Origin of the sequence: Micromonospora chalcea (assembly GCF_028768405.1) — a bacterium.
GTDB lineage: Bacteria > Actinomycetota > Actinomycetes > Mycobacteriales > Micromonosporaceae > Micromonospora > Micromonospora chalcea.
The window spans coordinates 6258495-6276972 of record NZ_CP118233.1 but is presented as its reverse complement, the minus strand read 5'-3'; the positions used below and the strand labels follow the sequence as shown (position 1 = coordinate 6276972).

Below are 18478 nucleotides of genomic sequence, written 5' to 3'. Positions count from 1 at the left end.
GGAGAGCACATGCGCCGTCGTACCGTCGCGGTCGTCGCCGCCGTCCTCGCGATCGTGCTGGCCGCCACCGACGCGCACGCCGACCGCAGACCCGCCGAGGGGCGACCCGCCGCCGGGCCGGACCGGCCGGCGACCGCCGACGCGCGACCGGTCATGCTCGACCTGCGCGGCTTCGACGGACGCTCCGGCTGGTCCGGCTACGACCTGAGCCGCCCGCACGTCGTCGCCACCGGCCTGGAGGCGCCGTGGGGCCTGGGCTTCCTGCCCGACGGCAGCGCCCTGGTCGCGCAGCGGGACCGGGGCACGATCCTGCGCGTACGCCCCGGACGCCCGGCCCGCGAGGTGGCGCGGATCGCCGACGTGGTCGCCGGTGGGGAGACGGGCCTGCTCGGGCTGGCGGTCTCCCCCACGTACCGCCGGGACCGGTGGGTCTACGCCGCCTACACCACCGCCACGGATCTGCGGATCGTCCGGTTCCGCCTCGGCTCGTCCCGCGCGCCCCGGGTGCTGGTCAGCGGCATCGCCCGCAGCTCGGTGCACGCCGGCGGGCGGATCGCGTTCGGCCCCGACGGCATGCTCTACGCCGGGATCGGCGACGCCGGGGTGGCCGCCCGCGCGCAGGACCTGACCAGCCGCAACGGCAAGATCCTGCGGCTCCGCCCGGACGGCCGGACGCCCGCGGACAACCCGTTCCCGGGCTCGCTCGTCTACAGCTACGGCCACCGCAACGTGCAGGGCCTCGCCTGGGACCGGCACGGCCGGCTGTTCGCCACCGAGTTCGGGCAGAGCACCTGGGACGAGGTGAACCGGATCGTGCCCGGCGGCAACTACGGCTGGCCGGTCGTCGAGGGCGTCGCCGGTGACCCCCGGTTCCGCGACCCGGTCGTCGTCTGGCCGCCCGCCCAGGCGTCCCCGAGCGGCGCCGCTTTCGCCAGGGGCACGCTCTACGTCGCCGCGCTGCGCGGCGCCCGGCTGTGGGCGGTGCCCGTCGACGCCGCCGGCCGCGTCGGCGTACCGGTGGCGGAGCTGGCCGGCACGTACGGCCGCCTGCGTACCGTCGAGGTCGCGCCGGACGGCGCGCTCTGGGTCGCGACCAGCAACCGCGACGGCCGCGGCACCCCGGCGGCCGGCGACGACCGCATCCTGCGCTTCCCGCTCACCCACCGCCGCCCCACGATCTGACCCCTGGGGTACGCGGACAGCCCGCGCCGCGTCAGCCACGAACCCGCGCCCAGGCCAGGAATCGGCTGTGCAGGTCCGGCGCGTGGTCGGGATTCAGTTGGGCGAGTTGTTCCCGCGCCTCGGTCATCAGCCCGCCGAGATAGAGCAGCAACGCGGTGCGGTCCTCCCGGTACTCGACGAGCAGCGACAGCCGGGCCGGCTGGCAGGGCCACTCCGCCCCGCAGTTGCGGCACCGCCAGAGCGGGCGCACAGGCAGGTGCGGAACCACGCGCCGGCCCATCACCGCAGCCTTCGGGCGATCGCACGCGCCTCGTCGTCGGTGAGCGGAAGGAACCAGAAGAACCGCCGGACGATCTCGGGCGGTTCCGGCCCCTCGACGCGGCCACGCAGATCCCGGATCGCGCCGCGTACGAGGAACGCCATCATCCGGATGAGCGCAGCCGGATCGAGCTGATCGCGCGGAATGCGACGCAGGGTGGGACACGGCCACGGCTCCCGGCAGCGCTCGCATGTCCAGTCCGGCTGATACCCGACGTGCCCGATGGCGCTGAGGACACCGACCAGAGCCGTCACCAGCGGCCCCCGTTCGCCCGCCACTCCTGCGCCGGTGTCAGACGACCTGGGCTGCCCGGGCGAACCGTGGGAAACACCCGGGTCGGCTCGCGCATCCACGCCGGCAGGTTGCTGCCGGGGTCTCGCTTCGGCAGGGTGGGCAGCTCCCGGGTACGGCACCGGAACCATCGGACACGCACATCGGCCTCCTCGTTGATGGAGGGGGCCGCCCGGCATCGTCGGGACCGGGCGGCCCCGGGCTGGAATCCGCCCGTGCTCGCCTGCGACGAGCGAATCCGCATGCGTGACAGTCTGGTGAGGACATCGCTACGGTCGGAAGGCATCGAGCCTGGTCACGGCGCACGAGTGAAGTACGGGCTCAACCGGCAGACACCGAATGAAATTCACGCACGGACTGTGGAGGAACTGTGGAGGAACCGACAGCAGAGTTGATCCGTGCGCAGCTCCGCCGACTACGGAACGTTGCCGGTCTCAGTCAGGAGGAGTTCGGCCGGTTGGTCCACTACTCGCCGTCGATGGTGTCCGCCGTCGAAACCGGCAGCCGTCCGTACGACCGGCTCTTCTTGGCTCGTGCCGACGAGGTGCTGAACTCCGGCGGCCTGCTGGTGTCCCTGCTCAAGATGGCCGAACGCGAGGGCTTGCCGTCCTGGCTCCGACCATGGCTCGATGCCGAACGCAACGCTCGACAGCTCCGGTGCTTCCACCCGACTCTCATTCCAGCCCTGCTTCAGACGGAGAACTACGCCCGAGCGGTGATTCGCTGTGACGACCTACTCAGCGATGCCGACGTGGAGAGCCGCGTGGCAGCCCGCATGGATCGCCAGGAAGTCCTGCGGCAGCCATCTCCGCCCCAGCTCATCGCTGTACTCGACGAGGGAATGCTGCACCGCCGCGAAGAGAGCTTCCGCGGCCTGATGGCTCAGCAGATCGAGCACCTGGTCGTCTGTGCCGAGCGCCCGCACATCAGTATCCACGTGCTTCCACTACAGGTCGGGTTGCACATCGGCTTGTCCGGTCCGTTCACTCTGGCGAGAGGCGCGGAGGGCGGTTGGGTCGCCAGCATGGAATGCCAGCTCACCACGAGCGTGATCGACGGCGACGCCGACGTGGCTACGCTTCAGTCGAGATGGGAGATGATCCGGAGTGAAGCTTTGCCCCGCCGGCAGTCTCTCGAGCTTCTGAAAGAGGTGGAGACGTCATGGATCTGAGCGGCGCGACCTGGCGAAAGGCGACCCGGAGCGGCAACACCGACTGCGTCGAGGTGGCTGACAACCTGACGGAAGTGGTGCTGGTACGCGACTCCAAGGACCGGGACGGCGGCACGCTCCACGTCACCCCGACGTCGTGGCGGTCGTTCGTCGGCCTGGCCAAGCAGATCGGATCCGCAGCCTGACCCAACAGGCCGTCGCCGCGAGATCGTGGCAAGGTTTCCTCGCGGTGAGGGACAATCACCAGGATTTCCCGCCGACCGACGTCCAGTATTGAGAGAGGGGACGACGACATGGATTTGGCCAGTGCAAGATGGCGCACGGCGACGCGCAGCGGCACGAGCGGTGGCGACTGCGTGGAGGTGGCCGACAACCTGCCGGGAGTCGTACTCGTGCGCGACAGCAAGGACCGCGACGGCGGCACCCTCCACGTCACCCCGTCCTCATGGCGGTCATTCATCGCCCTGGCCAAGCAGACCGGACCCGCAGCCTGACCAACAGGCCACTTCACATCGGCTGGACCCAGGCGGCTCGCCACTGCGGGGACGGGTCCTGGCCGAGGGCGGTCCAGTACTCCCGGCCCTCGACGATCCGCCCGTCGCGCACGGTCCAGAACGACGCGACCCGGTGCACGCCCATCCCCTCGTGCGGCACCTCCACCTCGGACACCACAGTGTCGCCCACTGCCACCACCCGCAGTACCCGGATCGACCAGCCCTCCGGGTACTCGGCGTTGATCTTCACGTAGTTGTCCCGGCCCACGATCCGCTCGGCGCTGGCCGGCCACTCCACCACCACGTCGTCGGCCAGCAGGTCGCCGACGCCGGCCCAGTCGCGGGCCTGCATGCGATCCCACAGCGCGCGTACCACCGCTTCCGCATTCATGGGCCGGATCATGGCAGGCCCCACCGACAGCTACGACGGCTCGGCGGGCTCCGGCTCCGGATCGGCCTGTTCGACGGTACGGCGCGGGCCGGTGAACCACTTGCGGGCCGAGGCGTACCACCAGATGGCGACGCCGAGCAGCACGCCACCGATCGCGATCGGCGCGTAGTTCACCGCCGTCCAGCTGAAGTCGGGGTTGCCGGGCACCCCCGCCGGGACGATCGGCAGCACGAAGTAGATCGAGATCACGGCGATCTCGACCACCGCGATCCAGCCGAGCAGCTTGTAGCGGCGGCCGAGCGTCCACGGGCCCGGGGTGAACCGGTCGCCCATCCGCAGCCGCAGGAAGATCGGGATGATGAAGGACAGGTACAGCCCGATCACCGCCACCGAGACCACCGCGTAGAACGCGACAGGGATGCCGCCGCGCTGGTAGAGCGCGGGCAGCGTGAGCACCAGCCCGGCCAGCGTCGCGCCGATGATGGCGTTCACAGGCGTGCCGTTGCGGTCGACAGTCGACCACAGCCGCCAGCCGGGCACGGCCCGGTCGCGGCTGAACGCGTACGCCATCCGCGACATCGACGTCACGCAGCTCATGCCGCAGAAGAACTGCCCGATGGTGGAGATGATGATGACGGCCTTGAAGAAGAACGGCGTCAGCGCGCTCTCGAAGATCGCCCCGGAGAAGCCGCCCGCCTCGTTTATGGCGTCCACGTCGGTGGCGGCGAACAGGAACGCCAGCAGCAGGATCCAGCCGCCCACCGCCGAGTAGAAGATCGACCGCCACAGTCCCTGCGCGGCGGCCTTGGACGCGCCCCGGGTCTCCTCGGAGACGTGCGCGCAGGCGTCGAAGCCGGTGATCGTGTACTGCGTGAGCAGGAAGCCCAGCGGCAGCACGTAGAACCAGAACGCCAGCCCGCCGGTGTCGCCGTCACCGAAGCCGGAGTTGTTGAACCGCTCGGTGAACACGAACTGGAAGCTCTGATGGTTGTCCGGGACCAGGACCAGGATCAGCACCACGGCGGCCGCGCCGGCCACGTGCCACCAGACCGAGACGTTCTGGAGTACGTCGATGATCCGGTGCCCGTAGATGTTGATCAGACCGTGCAGCGCGAGGATCACCACGAACAGCCCGAACGTCTGGTGCCCGGTGCCGGCCCAGCCGTCGAACAGCGCCGACAGCGTCAGGTTGAGGAACGTGGCGCAGCCGTAGTCGACAGAGGCGGTCACCGCGACCAGCCCGATCAGGTTGAGCCAGCCGGTGAACCAGCCGTGCACCGGCCGGCCCATGGTCGCCGCCCACCAGTAGATCCCGCCCGCCGTCGGGTACGCGGAAACCAGCTCGGCCAGGCAGAAGCCGATGATCAGGATGAACAGCGAGATCAGCGGCCAGCCCCAGGAGATCGCCACCGGGCCGCCGTTGTTCCACGCCTGGCCGAACGTGGTGAAGCAGCCGGCCAGGATCGAGATGATGGAGAACGAGATCGCGAAGTTGGAGAAGCCGCTCCACTTGCGGCGCAACTCCTGTTTGTAGCCGAGTTCGGCGAGTCGTCGGGCGTCGTCGTCCATCGGCTGCTCGGCGGTCGGCGCGGGCGTCGTGGCCACTGCACACCTCCTCGAGGCGATGCTCGTGCGAGTGCTCGCAGTGTGCTCCCGGCCGATCAAGGTGGTCAATACGTACCCCGGTAATTGCGTTGTCGCCGGATCCCACCGGGGGCATCATTGTGGGCGTGACCAGGCCCGACCTGACGGGCCGGCGCCGGGCGCTCGGCAACGCCCGGTCCGCGGCGGCGCGCGGCGTCCACCTCTCTCTCACTGAAGTACGGCGATCGGCCGTACCCTCCGGACGCCCCGCGCCGCCGCACCTCTAGACGAACAGCAACCCGGCGACCCAGAGCGCGGCGATCATCAGGCCGGCCATGAACTCCAGCAGCATGGACAGCCCGGCCGCCTTCAGCGCCTGCACGGTGGCCGGCCAGGCGAGCCGGGTGTCGCCCAGCCGCAGCCGCTCCGCGCCGAAGATCCCGCCGACGAAGCCGATCGGCAGCCCGACCACCGGGATCACGAAGAAGCCGACCACCCCGAGCAGCCCGCCGACCAGCAGCGACGACGTGGGCACGCCGGTCCGCTTCAGGTTCCGCCCGGGCCACAGGTACTTGAGCACGGTGCCGCCGGCGGCGATCACTGTGGCGGCGGCGAGCACCGCCCAGCGGCCCGGCCCGGCGCCGCCGAACAGCGCCCACACCAGTACGCCGCCCCAGCACAGCGGCAGCGCCGGCAGCCCGGGCACTACCACTCCGGCCAGCCCGGCGATGATCGCCAGCGCGGCGACCACCGACACCACGGCCTGCGAATCGGTGAGGCTCACCGTTCTCCCTTCCTCGCCTGCCGCCGCGTGAGCGGGAGGTGTTAAGCGGGGCCCCCTGCTCTACCGGAGGCGTTAACAGGGGGCCCTTCCTTACCCGCCCAGGCGGGCGCGGATGCCGTCGGCGGGCATCGGGGCGCCGAACAGGCGGCCCTGCCCGGTGTCGCACCGCAGCGCCCGCAGCCGCTCGGCCTGCACCTCGGTCTCCACCGCCTCGGCCGTCACCGACAGCTCCAGCGCGTGCGCCAGCCGGACCAGCGCGTCCACGATCCGCTCGTCCCGGTGGTCGGCGACCGCGTCCCCGTCACCCTTTATCCCCTCGACGAACGGGCCCGCCAGCTTCACGCAGTGGATCGGCAGCCGCCGCAGGTACGCCAGGTTCGAGTACCCGGTGCCGAAGTCGTCGATGGCCAGCCGCAGCCCCAGGTCGGCGAGCTGGTGCAGGGTCCGCAGCGGCTCACCCGCGCTGCCCATGACCGCGCTCTCGGTCAGCTCCAGCTGCAACAGCTCGGCCGGCAGGCCGGTGTGCTGCAACGCCTCCGCGACCGTCTCCACGATGGCCGGGTCGTCCGCCTGCCGGGCGGCCAGGTTGACGCTGACCACCAGCGACGTCTCCGGGTACGCGCGCCGCCACGACTCGGCGTCGCGGCACGCCTGACGCAGCACCCACGCGCCGAGCCGGACGATCAGGCCGGTCTCCTCGGCCAGCCCGATGAACCGGTCCGGCCCGATCAGGCCCAGCTCGGGGTGCTGCCAGCGCACCAGCGCCTCGACCGCCACCATCGTGCCGTCCAGCAGCGACACGATCGGCTGGTAGTGCAGCACGAACTCGTCCCGGTCCAGCGCGGCGGGCAGGTTCGCGGCCAGCGCCGAGCGGGCGATGTCGGCGGCGCTGCGCTCCGGGTCGTACACCGCCCAGCGTCCCCGGCCCTCCGCCTTGGCCCAGTACAGCGTGGTGTCGGCGGCCTTCATCAGGTCACCGACGCTGGTTTCCGCCGCCGGGCACTCCACGATGCCGATGCTCGCCGACACGGCGAGCTGCTGGTCGGCGACGTGCACCGGCGCGGAGACGGCGGCCAGCGCCAGTTCGGCGACCTCCACCGCGTCGTCGATGCCGCCGTCGGAGTCGACCAGGATGACGAACTCGTCGCCGCCCATGCGGGCCACCAGGTGACCGCGCCCGGCCACGCAGTCGCTGAGCCGGCGGGCGATCACCTTGAGCAGCCGGTCGCCCAGGTCGTGGCCGAGGCTGTCGTTTATCGCCTTGAAGCCGTCCAGGTCGATGAAGCAGAGCCCGACGCGCTGGTCGTCGCCCGCCCCGTCGAAGACGGTGCCGAGCGTCTCGAAGAACAGCGTCCGGTTGGGCAGGCCGGTCAGCGGGTCGTGCAGCGCCTGGAACCGCAGCCGCTGCTGCAGCTCGTACCGCTCGGTGATGTCCTCGACCATGGCGACGGTGAACCGGGGCCGGCCGTCGTCGTGCCGGATCAGCGAGACCGCGAGGTCGGTCCAGACGACGCTGCCGTCCTTGCGGTAGTAGCGCTTCTCGACCCGCGCGCTGTCCCGCTTGCCCTCGATCAGCTCCTGGTACAGCTCCCACATGCCGGCCGCGTCGTCGGCGTAGGCCAGCGCCGACACGTTCATCCGCCGCATCTCCGCGACGGTGTAGCCGAGCATGTCCGCGAAGGACTGGTTGACCTCGATGATCTGCCCGTCCACACCGGCGATGCCGATGCCGATGACGGCGCCGGTGAAGACCGCCCGGAAGCGGGCCTCGCTGTCCCGCAGCGCCTGCTCGACGGTGTCCCGCGCCTGCCAGGCGGAACGGGAGATCCGCTCCTGCTGGCTGAACACCCGGTCGCGCAACGCGCGGGCGAACCCGGCGGCGAACGCGCCCTGCAGCAGCGCGACCCGCTCGCGCAGTTCGGGTGACTCCGCCCGGCCGGGCAGCACCCACTGCAGGAACCGGTCACCGAGCGCCTGCACCGACCAGTCGAGCACGCCGGGCTCGGTGAGATGCGCCTGCACCAGGGCCCGTCCCACCTCCTCCGCCGGGCGGGCGGAGAAGGTGGGGGCGAGCAGGGCCTCGCCGAGCCGCTCGGTGAGCGGCACCAGCAGGCGCTCGGTCTCGGCCGCGGTCAGCGGCACGAATCCGATGCGGCGCACCGCACGAGCCCACTCGGCGGCGTACGCGACGGCGCCGGGCCGGCTGACGTCTCCCCCGTCGATGTCCGGGGCGCGCATGGGATCAGCCGAGGGCGCGGTCGTGCCGGGCGACGCCGCCGAAGGCGCCGAACCGCTCCGGGTGCTCGTCCACGTCCGACGGTGACTCGGGCCGCCACAGCGGCATGTGCACCACGCCCGGTTCGAGGATCGTCCAGTCGCCGAAGAAGCCGGTGATCTCGGCCCGCGAGCGCAGCGTGATCTCGGTGGCGGTACGCGCGGACAGCCGCTGCGCGTCCAGCATCTCCTGCGGCTGGTCCTCGAACGTGGAGTGGGAGATGACCAGGTAGCTGCCCGGGGCGGCGGCCGCCCGCAGGGTGGCCAGGATGTCGGCCGGGCGGTCGGCGTCCGGGACGAAGTGCACGACGCCGGCGAGCAGGATGCCCAGCGGCCGGTCGAAGTCGATCAGCCCGCTGGACCGGGCGTGGTCCAGGATCAGCTTCGGCTCACGCAGGTCGGCCAGGACCGCGGTGGCGCGCTCGTTGCCGGCGAGCAGCTCGTGGCTGTGCGCCACGGCGACCGGGTCGATGTCGACGTACACGATGCGGGCGTCCGGGTTCGCGGCCTGGGCGACCTCGTGCACGTTGCCGACGGTGGGGATGCCGGAGCCGATGTCGAGGAACTGGTCGATGCCGGCGTCGAGCAGCACCCGTACCGCCCGGCGCAGGAACTCCCGGCCCGAGCGCATGGTGGCGGCCAGGTTCGGTGTCATGGCCGCGATCTGCTCGGCCAGCTGCCGGTCGATCTCGAAGTTGTGGGCCCCACCGAGGAAGTAGTCGTAGACCCGGGCGGCGCTCGGCCGACTCAGGTCGATTTCGGTGGGCACGCCGTCCGGCGTCTGCATCGCTCGGTCCCCCAGGTCGTCGCCGCCGTCGCTGGCGGGTCGTGTGGTGCAGACCACTCTAGGCCGGTACGGCCAGGTATGGGAGATCCACAACGGGCGATGCTGCCGGCCCACGTCAGTCGGCCGACTCCAGCAGCAGCGAGATGCCCTGGCCGACGCCGACGCACATGGTGGCGAGCGCCCGGCGGCCGCCCCGGCGGCGCAGTTCGAGCGCGGCGGTCAGCGCCAGCCGGGCGCCGCTGGCGCCGAGCGGGTGGCCCAGCGCGATCGCCCCGCCGCCCGGGTTGACATGCTCGGCGTCCTCCGGCAGGCCCAGCTCGCGCAGCACCGCCACGGCCTGCGCGGCGAACGCCTCGTTCAGCTCGATCACGTCCACGTCGGCGAGCGACAGGCCCGTCCGGTCGAGCAGCTTGCGGGTGGCCGGCACCGGGCCGACGCCCATGATCCGCGGCGGTACGCCGGCCGCCGCCGCGCCGCGTACCCGGGCCAGCGGGGTGAGGCCGTAGCGTTCGACGGCGGCCGCGGAGGCGACGAGCAGCGCGACCGCGCCGTCGTTGACGCCGGAGGAGTTGCCGGCCGTCACCGTGCCGCCCTCACGGAACGGGGTGGGCAGCGAGGCGAGCTTCGCCAGCGTCGTCTCGCGCGGGTGCTCGTCGGCCTCGACCAGCTTCGTCTCGCGCTTGCCGGCGGGCACCGTCACCGGGACGATCTCCTCGGCCAGCCGGCCGTCGGCCTGCGCCTTGGCGGCCCGCTGCTGCGACCGGTACGCGAAGGCGTCCTGCGCGGCCCGGTCCACGCCGAACTCGGCTGCCACGTTCTCCGCCGTCTCCGGCATCGAGTCGACGCCCCAGCCCTTGCGCATCAGCGGGTTGACCAGCCGCCAGCCGATGGTGGTGTCGTACACCTCGGCGGTGCGGGCGTACGGCGTGGCCGCCTTCGGCATGACGAACGGCGCGCGGCTCATGCTCTCCACGCCGCCGGCCACCACCAGGTCGGCCTCACCGGCGACGATCGCGCGGGCGGCGGAGGCGAGCGCGTCCAGGCCGGAACCGCAGAGCCGGTTGACGGTGCTGCCCGGCACCTCCTCCGGCAACCCGGCGAGCAGCGCGGCCATCCGGGCCACGTTGCGGTTGTCCTCGCCGGCCTGGTTGGCGCAGCCCAGGATCACGTCGTCGGTACGCGCCCAGTCGACCGACGGGTGGCGGGCCACCAGCTCGCGGACGACGTGCGCGGCCAGGTCGTCGGGGCGGACCCCGGCCAGGGCGCCGGCGTACCGGCCGATCGGGGTGCGGACTCCGGCAACGAGATAGGCCACTGTCATCGCGCGTACGTCCTTCGGGGGTGGGAAGGGGTCGGTGGGGGTACCCGGCGCCAGGATATCCGTGACCGGAGCGGATAGGTTTGCCGCATGTCCGGGGCCCAGTTCAGCGCAGAGACAAGCGGCGGCGGCGCGTTCGTCCGCCAGCCCAACCGGTTCACCGGCCGGGTCACCCCGCACTCCACCTCCCCGGAGGGCGGCGGGCCGGACGATCAGGGGCGCTGGCCGCTGGAGGCGGGCCGCTACCGGCTGATCTGGTGCCGGGCCTGCCCGTGGGCGCACCGGGCCCGGATCGTGCGCGGCCTGCTCGGGCTGGACGAGGTGATCTCGCTGGGCACCGTCGACCCGATCCGGGACGAGCGGGGCTGGCGGTTCGCGCTCGACCCGGACGGCTTCGACCCGGTGCTCGGCATCGGCTTCCTGTCCGAGGCGTACCTGTCCACCGACGCGGACTACACCGGCCGGGTGACCGTGCCGGCGCTCGTGGACACGCTCACCGGACGGGTGGTCACGAACGACTATCCGCAGCTCACGCTCGACTTCTCGACCGAGTGGCGGCGGTTCCACGCGCCGGACGCGCCGGACCTGTACCCGGTCGAGCTGCGCCCGGAGATGGACGCGCTGATGGCGGAGATCCACCGGGACGTCAACAACGGCGTCTACCGATGCGGGTTCGCCACCTCCCAGGAGGCGTACGACGAGGCGTTCACCGCGCTGTTCGCCCGCCTCGACGCGCTGAGCGAGCGGCTGGCCGGTCGGCGCTACCTGATGGGCGACGCGATCACCGAGGCGGACGTGCGGCTGTTCACCACGCTGGTGCGCTTCGACGTGGCGTACCACGGGCACTTCAAGTGCAACCTGCGCAAGCTGACCGAGATGCCGGTGCTCTGGGCGTACGCGCGGGACCTGTTCCAGACGCCGGGCTTCGGCGAGACGGTGGACTTCGACCACATCAAGCGGCACTACTACGCCACCCACGACATGATCAACCCGACCCGGATCGTGCCGCTCGGCCCCGACCTGTCCGGCTGGACCACCCCGCACGGACGTGGCTGAGGACACCGGCCGCCGGATCTCCGCCGCGTTCGCCGCCGTCTGCCTGGCCGCCGGCGCGGCTGCGGTGACTGTTGCGGTGGTCGCCGGTCCCGGTCCGGGCCCCACCGGGTACGTGAGTGAGGCGGGCATCGCGGACAGCGGGTACGCCGGGGCGTACCGGATCGGGATCTTCTCGGTGGCCGCGTCGCTGCTGCTGCTCGCCGGGGCGCTGCCGCCGGGGTTGCGGGCGGCGGCCGGGCTGCTCGGCATCGGCGCGGTCGCGACTGTGCTGTCCGGTGCTGTCACGTGCAGCGAGGGCTGCCCGTTGCCGCCGTTCGAGGCCCCCACGGTGGCGGACCTGGTGCACGGCGGGGCCAGCATCGCGGCGACCGCCGCTGTGGTGCTCGCCATGCTCGTGGTGCTGTTCTCCCGGGCGGCGGACCAGGGGCTGCGGCGGATCGCCGCGGTCGGCGCGGCGGTGGCGCTGCCGGTGGCCGTCGTGGTCGCGCTGGCGCTGCTGCTGGTCGGCCGCAGCACGCTGCTCGGGCTGTCGGAGCGGGTGCTGCTGGTCGTGGTCGCCGCCTGGGGACTGGTCACCTCCGGATACCTGGCTGTAAGGAGTCTCACCGGCGACGGTCCTTCCGTTCCCACCCGCGACGGGAGTAACGTGTCGCGACGATGACCAATGTCTGGTGCCTCACCGAGCGCCTGTACGTCGATCTGCGACGGCAGGCCAGCGGCGTCTGTCCGGCGTAGCTCCACGCCCTGACGCCCGCCTTCCCTCTCCAGACCTTGGACCCGTCCTCATGGCTTCCGCCCTGCGCAGAATTCCCTTCTCCGTCCAGATCCTGCTGGGCCTCGTGCTCGGTGTGGCGCTCGGTTTCCTCGCCCGCGCCGCCGACCTCGCCTGGCTGACCAGCACGCTCGACACCGTCGGCGGCCTCTTCGTCCAGCTGCTCAAGCTGGCCGTGCCGCCGCTTGTCTTCACCGCCATCGTGGTCAGCGTGGTCAGCCTGCGCGGCGTCGCCAACGCCGCCCGGCTCGCCGTCAAGACGCTGCTCTGGTTCGCCGTCACCGCGCTCATCGCGGTGAGCATCGGCATCGGCCTCGGCCTGCTCACCGACCCCGGCCGCGGCGTCAACCTGGACCCGGCCGGCGCCACCGCGCCGAAGACCACCGGCTCCTGGATCGACTTCCTCACCGGCATCGTCCCGACCAACCCGGTCGGCGCGTTCGTCGAGGGCAACGTCCTGCAGATCGTCTTCCTCGCCCTGGTGGTGGGTGCCGCCGCGCTGCTCGTCGGCGACGCCGCCGAGCCGTTCGTGTCGCTCAACCGCTCGCTGCTGTCGATCGTGCAGAAGGCGCTCTGGTGGGTCATCCGGCTCGCCCCGATCGGCACGCTCGGCCTGATCGGCAACGCCGTCGCCTCGTACGGCTGGGACCTGCTGGCCCCGCTCGCGAAGTTCACCACGGCCGTCTACGTCGGCTGCGCGCTGGTGCTGTTCGTGGTCTACCCGGTGCTGCTCGCGGTGGCCGGCAAGCTCAACCCGCTGCGCTTCTTCGCCGGCGCCTGGCCCGCCATCGAGCTGGCGTTCGTGTCCCGCTCCTCGGTGGGCACCATGCCGGTGACCCAGCGCTCGGTGGAGCGCCTCGGCGTCCCCCGCGAGTACGCCTCCTTCGCCGTGCCGTTCGGCGCCACCACGAAGATGGACGGCTGCGCCGCCATCTACCCGGCGCTCGCCGCGATCTTCGTGGCGCAGGTGTTCGGCGTGAACCTGGGCGTCACCGACTACCTGCTGATCGCGTTCGTCTCGGTGGTCGGCTCGGCCGCCACCGCCGGCCTGACCGGCGCGATCGTCATGCTCACGCTGACCCTGAGCACGCTGGGCCTGCCGCTGGCCGGGGCCGGCCTGCTGCTGGCCATCGACCCGATCCTGGACATGATCCGCACCGCCACGAACGTGGCCGGTCAAGCGGTGGTGCCGACCATCGTGGCCGCCCGGGAGGGCACGCTCGACCGGGCCGCGTACGACTCGGCCGGCAAGCGCGACCTGATCGAGCCGGTCGAGACCGAGCGGCTCGACCCCGTACCCGCCTGATCCACACTTCTTCGGGTGCGTCTTCCGAAAGCGGGAGGCGCACCCGAAGCCATGACCGGAGGATCTTCGACAATGAGCGCCCTGTTCACCCCGCTCGCCCTGCGCGGCGTCACGCTGCCCAACCGGATCGCGCTGGCGCCCATGTGCCAGTACAGCGCCGGGCCCGACGGCCTGCCCACCGACTGGCACCGCGTCCACCTCGGCTCCCGCGCGGTCGGCGGGGCCGGGCTCGTGATCACCGAGGCGACAGCTGTGGTGCCCGAGGGCCGGATCAGCCCGCAGGACACCGGCCTCTGGTCCGGCGCGCACGTCGACGCCTGGCGGCCGATCACCGCATTCGTGGCAGGTCAGGGCGCCGTCCCGGCCGTGCAGCTCGCGCACGCCGGGTTCAAGGCGTCCACGTACCGGCCGTGGGCGCCCGCGCGCGGCGGCGTGCCGGACGCCGAGGGCGGCTGGACCCCGGTGGGCCCGGGCGACCAGCCGTTCGTGCCGGAGTACCGCACGCCCACCGCGCTGGACGAGGCGGGCATCGCCGCCGTGGTGGACGCCTTCGCCACCGCCGCCGGGCGGGCGCTCGACGCCGGGTTCGCCGCCGTGGAGATCCACGCCGCGCACGGTTACCTGCTGCACGAGTTCCTGTCCCCGCTGACCAACCGGCGCACCGACGGCTGGGGCGGCGACCGGGCCGCCCGGATGCGGCTCACGCTGGAGGTGGCCCGCGCGGTACGCGCCACCGTCGGCGAGTCGGTGCCGGTGCTGACCCGGATCTCCGCCACCGACTGGACCGACGACGGCTGGACCGTCGAGGACAGCGTGGTGCTCGCCGGTGAGCTGGCCGCCGCCGGAGTGGACCTGGTCGACACGTCCTCCGGCGGCGCGGCGGTCCGGGCGTCCATCCCGGTCGGACCCGGCTACCAGGTGCCGCTGGCCGCCCGGATCCGCCGCGACGCCGGGGTGCCGACCGGCGCGGTGGGCCTGATCGTCGAGCCCGAGCAGGCCGAGCAGATCGTGGCCGGCGGCGAGGCGGACCTGGTGCTGCTGGGCCGGGAACTGCTGCGCGACCCGTACTGGCCGCGCCGCGCCGCCGCCAAGCTGAACGCCACCCCCGCCTGGCCCAACCAGTACGCCCGCGCCTTCTGACCGTGCGCGTCGATCATGAAGTTGGCGGCGTTCCGCGTCCGTTTTGTCGCCGCCAACTTCATGATCAACCGGGAGAACGCGGTCAGCCGGCCAGGTGGTTCCAGCGGGGTTCCAGGTCGGCCCAGGTGCCCTGGTCGGCCACCGTGCCGTCGATCAGCACCACCACGTGGTCGGCCCGCACCAGCGCGGCCCGCTTCGCGGTCGAGCCGACCACAGTCACCCCGTGCTCGCGCAGCGCCGCCCACAACGCAAGCTCCGTGCTCACGTCCAGCGCCGACGACACGTCGTCGGCCACCAGCAGCTCGGTACGCGGCGCGAGCGCCCGGGCCAGCGCCAGCCGCTGGAGCTGACCACCGGAGAGCCGGGTGCCCTTGTGCCCGATCAGCAACCCGAGCCCGCCTCCCGCGGCGGCCAGGTCGTGTTCGAGCTGGGCGGTCGAGACCGCACCGGCGGCGTCCACCTGGTGCCCGAGCGCGATGTTGTCGGCCACCGTGCCGGAGAGCACCCGGGGCAGCTGGCCCACGTACCCGACCTGGTTGGGGCGCAGGAACATCTCCGGCTCGGTCACCGGGTCGCCGTTCCAGCGCAGCTCGCCGACGTGGTGCACGATCCCGGCCAGCGCGCGCAGCAGCGACGACTTGCCGGACCCGACCGGGCCGACGACCAGCACCAGCTGCCCGCGCTCGACCACCAGGTCGACGTCGCGCACGGCCAGCGTGCCGTCGGAGTGCAGCGCGCCGAAGCCGGCCAGTTCCAGGCGGCGCAGCGGGTGCCGGGGCGGCGGCTCGGGCGCGGGCGCGGTGCCCGCGACCAGATCCAGGCCGGGCACCGGCGCCGCGTACACGGCCTCGCCGGTCATCGCCACCGTCCGCTTCGTCCACACCCGCGCCGACGGGTACTGCGACACCAGTGACGCGGTGGTCCACGCGAACCAGCGAGCCGCGCCGAGCGTGGAGACGGCCACCAGCGTGGCGCCGGCGGACAGCCCGCCGGCCAGGTAGAGCGCCCACGCGCCGATCGGCAGCAGGCCGCTGGCCACCGACGGCGTGGACCGGGCCCACACCTGCATGGCGATCTCACGCCGCTGCCGCTCGCTGCGTACCTCGTCGAGCCGGGCGAGGTGCCGCAGCACCGGGCGGGTGGCGCCGGCCAGCTTGACCGTACGGGCGGCGGACAGCGCGGAGACCAGCGCGGTGGCGAACGCGGCGCGCGCCTTCACCGTGCCGGCCGCGGTGCGTTCCAGCCGCGGCCCGAACAGCGTCGCCGCCAGCCCGGAGACCACCATCGTGCCGACGAAGAACAACGCCGGTACGAAGCTGCCGGTCACCAGCGTCATGGTGACCACGATGACCAGCGAGATGAACTGGTCCATCAGGTTGTCGGCCAGGTGCACCACCCGGTCGGTGTCACCGCCCTGGGCCACCACCTCGGCCGGGGTGTGCCCGCTGACCCGGCGCGCGCCGGTCTGCCCGTGCACCAGCCGGGCGCTGATCCGCAGCATCTGCCGGATCCACCACTGCGGGAACCACAGGTTCGTCAGGTACGGCAGCGGCAGCACCACGAGCAGCGCTGCCACGATGCCCAGCGCCGGCAGCCACGGGTCGCCGCCGCCGACCAGGTCGGCCCAGAGCCAGGGCAGCACCGCGCCGTCCATCCCGAGCACCGTCATCACGATGAACAGGCCGACCGAGATCAGGCCGTACCGCGGGTCGTTGAGGCCCAGCCGGAGGATCTCCCGCATGGTCCGCGCGGGGGGCGCGGGCGGCGCGGGTGGCGGGTCGGCGCGCGGCACGGCGGCCGGCCGCGTCGCGGGCGCGGTGGGCGTCGCGGGCGCGTCGTCCCAGGCGGGCGCGTCGAGCAGGTCGACGCCGCCGCGCCGGGCGCCCACCCCGGCGTACGCCCCGGCGTGGCTGGTGGCGAGCAGTTCGGCGAAGCGGGCCGACTCGCGCAGCGGACCGGCCTCCAGCACCGCTCCGTCGGCCATCACGACCACCTCGTCGCAGCGGCGCACCGAGGAGAGCCGGTGCGCGATGACGATGCCGATCCGGTCGGTGAGCAGCCGTTCGGTGGCCTCGCGTACCCGGTTCTCGGTGACCGGGTCGAGCCGCGCGGTGGCCTCGTCGAGGATCACCACGTGCGGGTCGCGGACCAGGATGCGGGCGAACGCGACGAGCTGCTCCTGCCCGGCGGAGAGCACGTAGCCGCCGTCGCCGAGCCGGGTGTGCACGCCGTCGGGCAGCTCGGCGATCCAGCCGGACAGGCCCAGCTCGGCCAGCGCCCGCTCGGCGGCGTCCAGCAGCTCCGGGTCGAACAGCGCCACGTTCTCGGCGAGCGTGCCGGCCAGGATCTCGGTGCGCTGCGGCACCACGGCGATCCACCGGCGCAGTTCCTCGACGTCCAGGTCGACCAGGTCCGTGTCACCGAGGAACACCGTACCGCGGGGCACGTCCACCGCCCGGGTGAGCACCTTTGCCAGCGTCGACTTGCCCGAGCCGGTACGCCCGACCAGCGCGTACGAGCGGCCCCGGACGAAGTCGAGGCGCACGTCGCGCAGCGCCGGCCCGCGCTCGTCCCCGCCGGCCGGGTAGCGGTAGGTGAGCCCGCGCACGGTCAGGTCGCCGTCGACGGGGGTGGCCCCGCCCTCCGGCTCCTGCGGCGACCCGGCGAGCAGTTGCACCCGGCCCCACGCGCCGAACGCCTGCTGCAGGTGCGGCACCCAGCGGGCGATGTGCTCGACAGTCGCGCCGAACGCGATGGCCAGCAGCCAGATCCCGGTCAGCCGGGCGGCGTCGACGCGGCCGGTGGCGAGCGCCCACGCGCCGCCCAGCACCACACCGGCGATGCCGATCCGGACCGCGCCGGCGGCGGCCGCGGTGACCCGGGCGGAGAGCCGGAACACCCGGACGCACCGGGCGATCACCTCGGCCGCGCGGCGGGCGTAGAGGCGCAGCACGTACGGCCGGGCGAGGCTGGTGCGCACGTCGTCCTGCCCGTGCACCGCCTCCTCCATCACCGCCGCGAGGTCGGACCACGCCTCCTCCTCGGCCATCCGGGCCGGGGCGATCCGGGCGGTCGGGCGGCGCAGCGTCACCGCGAGCAGGGAGGTGAGCACGATCATGCCGACACCGGCGGGCCACCAGACGATCAGCGCGCTCACCGTCGCGAGGACGCAGACCGCGAGGCCCTGCGCCAGCCGTACGCCGGTGTTCCGCATCTCGGCGGCGACCTGGTAGACGTCGTTGTCGATCCGGTCGAGCAACTCGCCGACCGGCGTGGTCTCCAGGGTGGGCAGGTCCTGGCCGAGCGCGACCCGGCAGAGCCGCCGCCGCACGTCGGCCGACCAGTCGGCGGTGAGCCGCGCCATGATCAGGCCGATCAGCAGGTCGGTGACGACAGCGGCGACGAGCGCCACCGCGAGCGCGACGAACCAGCCGGACGAACGGTGCACCAGCACCGGCCCGGCCAGCGCGGACGCGGCCGCCTGGCCAGCGGCCCCGAGCACGATCAGCAGCAGGACCGCCGCCATCCGCCGGGGCGCCGTGGCCCAGAGATCTCGGAGCAGGCGCATGGAAGGTCCTCCGGACTCGGATCGGTGGGGGCGGTGACCTC

The 18478-nt window shown here is 72.8% G+C and carries 17 protein-coding genes; 8 read left to right on the top strand and 9 right to left on the bottom strand.

The features are described from left to right. Window positions 1-9 precede the first annotated feature (9 nt). The gene (locus PVK74_RS28460; RefSeq protein WP_064447073.1) at window positions 10-1182 is read left to right on the top strand and encodes a PQQ-dependent sugar dehydrogenase; all 1173 of its coding nucleotides are present in this window, start codon (window positions 10-12) and stop codon (window positions 1180-1182) included. A gap of 31 nt (window positions 1183-1213) precedes the next feature. Here the strand turns inward: PVK74_RS28460 and PVK74_RS28455 are convergent, their stop codons facing one another. Together PVK74_RS28455 and PVK74_RS28450 are read right to left on the bottom strand one after the other, a co-directional pair. Beyond that, entirely contained in the window at window positions 1214-1462 is a 249-nt protein-coding gene (locus tag PVK74_RS28455) for a hypothetical protein (RefSeq protein WP_043325839.1), read from the bottom strand. Beyond that, window positions 1462-1854 carry a hypothetical protein gene (locus PVK74_RS28450; protein WP_274477613.1) on the bottom strand — a complete coding sequence of 131 codons (393 nt, stop codon included), beginning with the start codon at window positions 1852-1854 and terminating at the stop codon, window positions 1462-1464. The genes PVK74_RS28455 and PVK74_RS28450 overlap by 1 nt, the downstream gene beginning before the upstream one ends. Before the next feature lie 308 nt (window positions 1855-2162). On the opposite strand from PVK74_RS28450, the gene PVK74_RS28445 reads away from it, so the two are divergent. The 3 genes from PVK74_RS28445 (at window position 2163) to PVK74_RS28435 (ending at window position 3457) form a co-directional block, all read left to right on the top strand. After that, on the top strand, window positions 2163-2963 hold the full coding sequence (locus PVK74_RS28445) for a helix-turn-helix domain-containing protein (RefSeq protein WP_069089244.1): 801 nt from the start codon (window positions 2163-2165) through the stop codon (window positions 2961-2963). Then, window positions 2954-3148 carry a DUF397 domain-containing protein gene (locus PVK74_RS28440; RefSeq protein ID WP_013474420.1) on the top strand — a complete coding sequence of 65 codons (195 nt, stop codon included), beginning with the start codon at window positions 2954-2956 and terminating at the stop codon, window positions 3146-3148. Before PVK74_RS28445 ends, PVK74_RS28440 begins: the two co-directional genes overlap by 10 nt. Before the next feature lie 108 nt (window positions 3149-3256). Then, window positions 3257-3457 carry a DUF397 domain-containing protein gene (locus PVK74_RS28435; protein WP_069089243.1) on the top strand — a complete coding sequence of 67 codons (201 nt, stop codon included), beginning with the start codon at window positions 3257-3259 and terminating at the stop codon, window positions 3455-3457. A gap of 13 nt (window positions 3458-3470) precedes the next feature. Here PVK74_RS28435 and PVK74_RS28430 read toward each other — a convergent pair whose 3' ends face one another. From PVK74_RS28430 to pcaF, 6 genes are all read right to left on the bottom strand, one after another. Then, the gene (locus PVK74_RS28430) at window positions 3471-3848 is read right to left on the bottom strand and encodes a nuclear transport factor 2 family protein (protein ID WP_069089242.1); all 378 of its coding nucleotides are present in this window, start codon (window positions 3846-3848) and stop codon (window positions 3471-3473) included. Between the two features lie 30 nt (window positions 3849-3878). Beyond that, window positions 3879-5453 (bottom strand): amino acid permease, encoded by a 1575-nt coding sequence (locus PVK74_RS28425; RefSeq protein ID WP_274477612.1) that lies wholly within the window; start codon window positions 5451-5453, stop codon window positions 3879-3881. Between the two features lie 262 nt (window positions 5454-5715). Further along, the gene (locus PVK74_RS28420; RefSeq protein ID WP_043325848.1) at window positions 5716-6216 is read right to left on the bottom strand and encodes a DUF456 domain-containing protein; all 501 of its coding nucleotides are present in this window, start codon (window positions 6214-6216) and stop codon (window positions 5716-5718) included. Between the two features lie 90 nt (window positions 6217-6306). Then, window positions 6307-8454 carry a putative bifunctional diguanylate cyclase/phosphodiesterase gene (locus PVK74_RS28415; protein ID WP_274477611.1) on the bottom strand — a complete coding sequence of 716 codons (2148 nt, stop codon included), beginning with the start codon at window positions 8452-8454 and terminating at the stop codon, window positions 6307-6309. A 4-nt stretch (window positions 8455-8458) separates the two neighbouring features. After that, window positions 8459-9277, bottom strand: a complete 819-nt coding sequence (locus PVK74_RS28410) for an SAM-dependent methyltransferase (RefSeq protein WP_043330555.1) — start codon at window positions 9275-9277, stop codon at window positions 8459-8461. A gap of 115 nt (window positions 9278-9392) precedes the next feature. After that, the gene (pcaF, locus tag PVK74_RS28405; protein ID WP_043325851.1) at window positions 9393-10598 is read right to left on the bottom strand and encodes a 3-oxoadipyl-CoA thiolase; all 1206 of its coding nucleotides are present in this window, start codon (window positions 10596-10598) and stop codon (window positions 9393-9395) included. Between the two features lie 87 nt (window positions 10599-10685). Between pcaF and PVK74_RS28400 the strand changes: the two genes are divergently transcribed. From PVK74_RS28400 to PVK74_RS28385, 4 genes are all read left to right on the top strand, one after another. After that, on the top strand, window positions 10686-11651 hold the full coding sequence (locus PVK74_RS28400) for a glutathione S-transferase family protein (protein ID WP_043325853.1): 966 nt from the start codon (window positions 10686-10688) through the stop codon (window positions 11649-11651). Then, window positions 11644-12312 (top strand): DUF998 domain-containing protein, encoded by a 669-nt coding sequence (locus tag PVK74_RS28395; protein WP_274477610.1) that lies wholly within the window; start codon window positions 11644-11646, stop codon window positions 12310-12312. Before PVK74_RS28400 ends, PVK74_RS28395 begins: the two co-directional genes overlap by 8 nt. Before the next feature lie 136 nt (window positions 12313-12448). Next, window positions 12449-13729: a dicarboxylate/amino acid:cation symporter gene (locus PVK74_RS28390; protein ID WP_181373726.1), complete on the top strand. Its 1281-nt coding sequence runs from the start codon at window positions 12449-12451 to the stop codon at window positions 13727-13729. A gap of 72 nt (window positions 13730-13801) precedes the next feature. Next, a complete protein-coding gene (locus tag PVK74_RS28385) occupies window positions 13802-14869 on the top strand; it encodes an NADH:flavin oxidoreductase/NADH oxidase (protein ID WP_274477609.1) in 1068 nt (355 codons plus the stop codon). An 82-nt stretch (window positions 14870-14951) separates the two neighbouring features. Here the strand turns inward: PVK74_RS28385 and PVK74_RS28380 are convergent, their stop codons facing one another. Further along, window positions 14952-18437, bottom strand: coding sequence for an ATP-binding cassette domain-containing protein (locus PVK74_RS28380; RefSeq protein WP_274477608.1), 3486 nt, complete (start codon window positions 18435-18437; stop codon window positions 14952-14954). Between the last annotated feature and the right edge of the window lie 41 nt (window positions 18438-18478).

What these genes read in the sequence shown, in the direction of transcription:
- pcaF (WP_043325851.1), bottom strand. Translation starts at nt 10,598, where the DNA reads ATGACAGTGGCCTATCTCGTTGCCGGAGTCCGCACCCCGATCGGCCGG.
- PVK74_RS28430 (WP_069089242.1), bottom strand. Translation starts at nt 3,848, where the DNA reads ATGAATGCGGAAGCGGTGGTACGCGCGCTGTGGGATCGCATGCAGGCC.
- PVK74_RS28455 (WP_043325839.1), bottom strand. Translation starts at nt 1,462, where the DNA reads ATGGGCCGGCGCGTGGTTCCGCACCTGCCTGTGCGCCCGCTCTGGCGG.
- PVK74_RS28400 (WP_043325853.1), top strand. Translation starts at nt 10,686, where the DNA reads ATGTCCGGGGCCCAGTTCAGCGCAGAGACAAGCGGCGGCGGCGCGTTC.
- PVK74_RS28385 (WP_274477609.1), top strand. Translation starts at nt 13,802, where the DNA reads ATGAGCGCCCTGTTCACCCCGCTCGCCCTGCGCGGCGTCACGCTGCCC.
- PVK74_RS28435 (WP_069089243.1), top strand. Translation starts at nt 3,257, where the DNA reads ATGGATTTGGCCAGTGCAAGATGGCGCACGGCGACGCGCAGCGGCACG.
- PVK74_RS28440 (WP_013474420.1), top strand. Translation starts at nt 2,954, where the DNA reads ATGGATCTGAGCGGCGCGACCTGGCGAAAGGCGACCCGGAGCGGCAAC.
- PVK74_RS28410 (WP_043330555.1), bottom strand. Translation starts at nt 9,277, where the DNA reads ATGCAGACGCCGGACGGCGTGCCCACCGAAATCGACCTGAGTCGGCCG.
- PVK74_RS28415 (WP_274477611.1), bottom strand. Translation starts at nt 8,454, where the DNA reads ATGCGCGCCCCGGACATCGACGGGGGAGACGTCAGCCGGCCCGGCGCC.
- PVK74_RS28460 (WP_064447073.1), top strand. Translation starts at nt 10, where the DNA reads ATGCGCCGTCGTACCGTCGCGGTCGTCGCCGCCGTCCTCGCGATCGTG.
- PVK74_RS28380 (WP_274477608.1), bottom strand. Translation starts at nt 18,437, where the DNA reads ATGCGCCTGCTCCGAGATCTCTGGGCCACGGCGCCCCGGCGGATGGCG.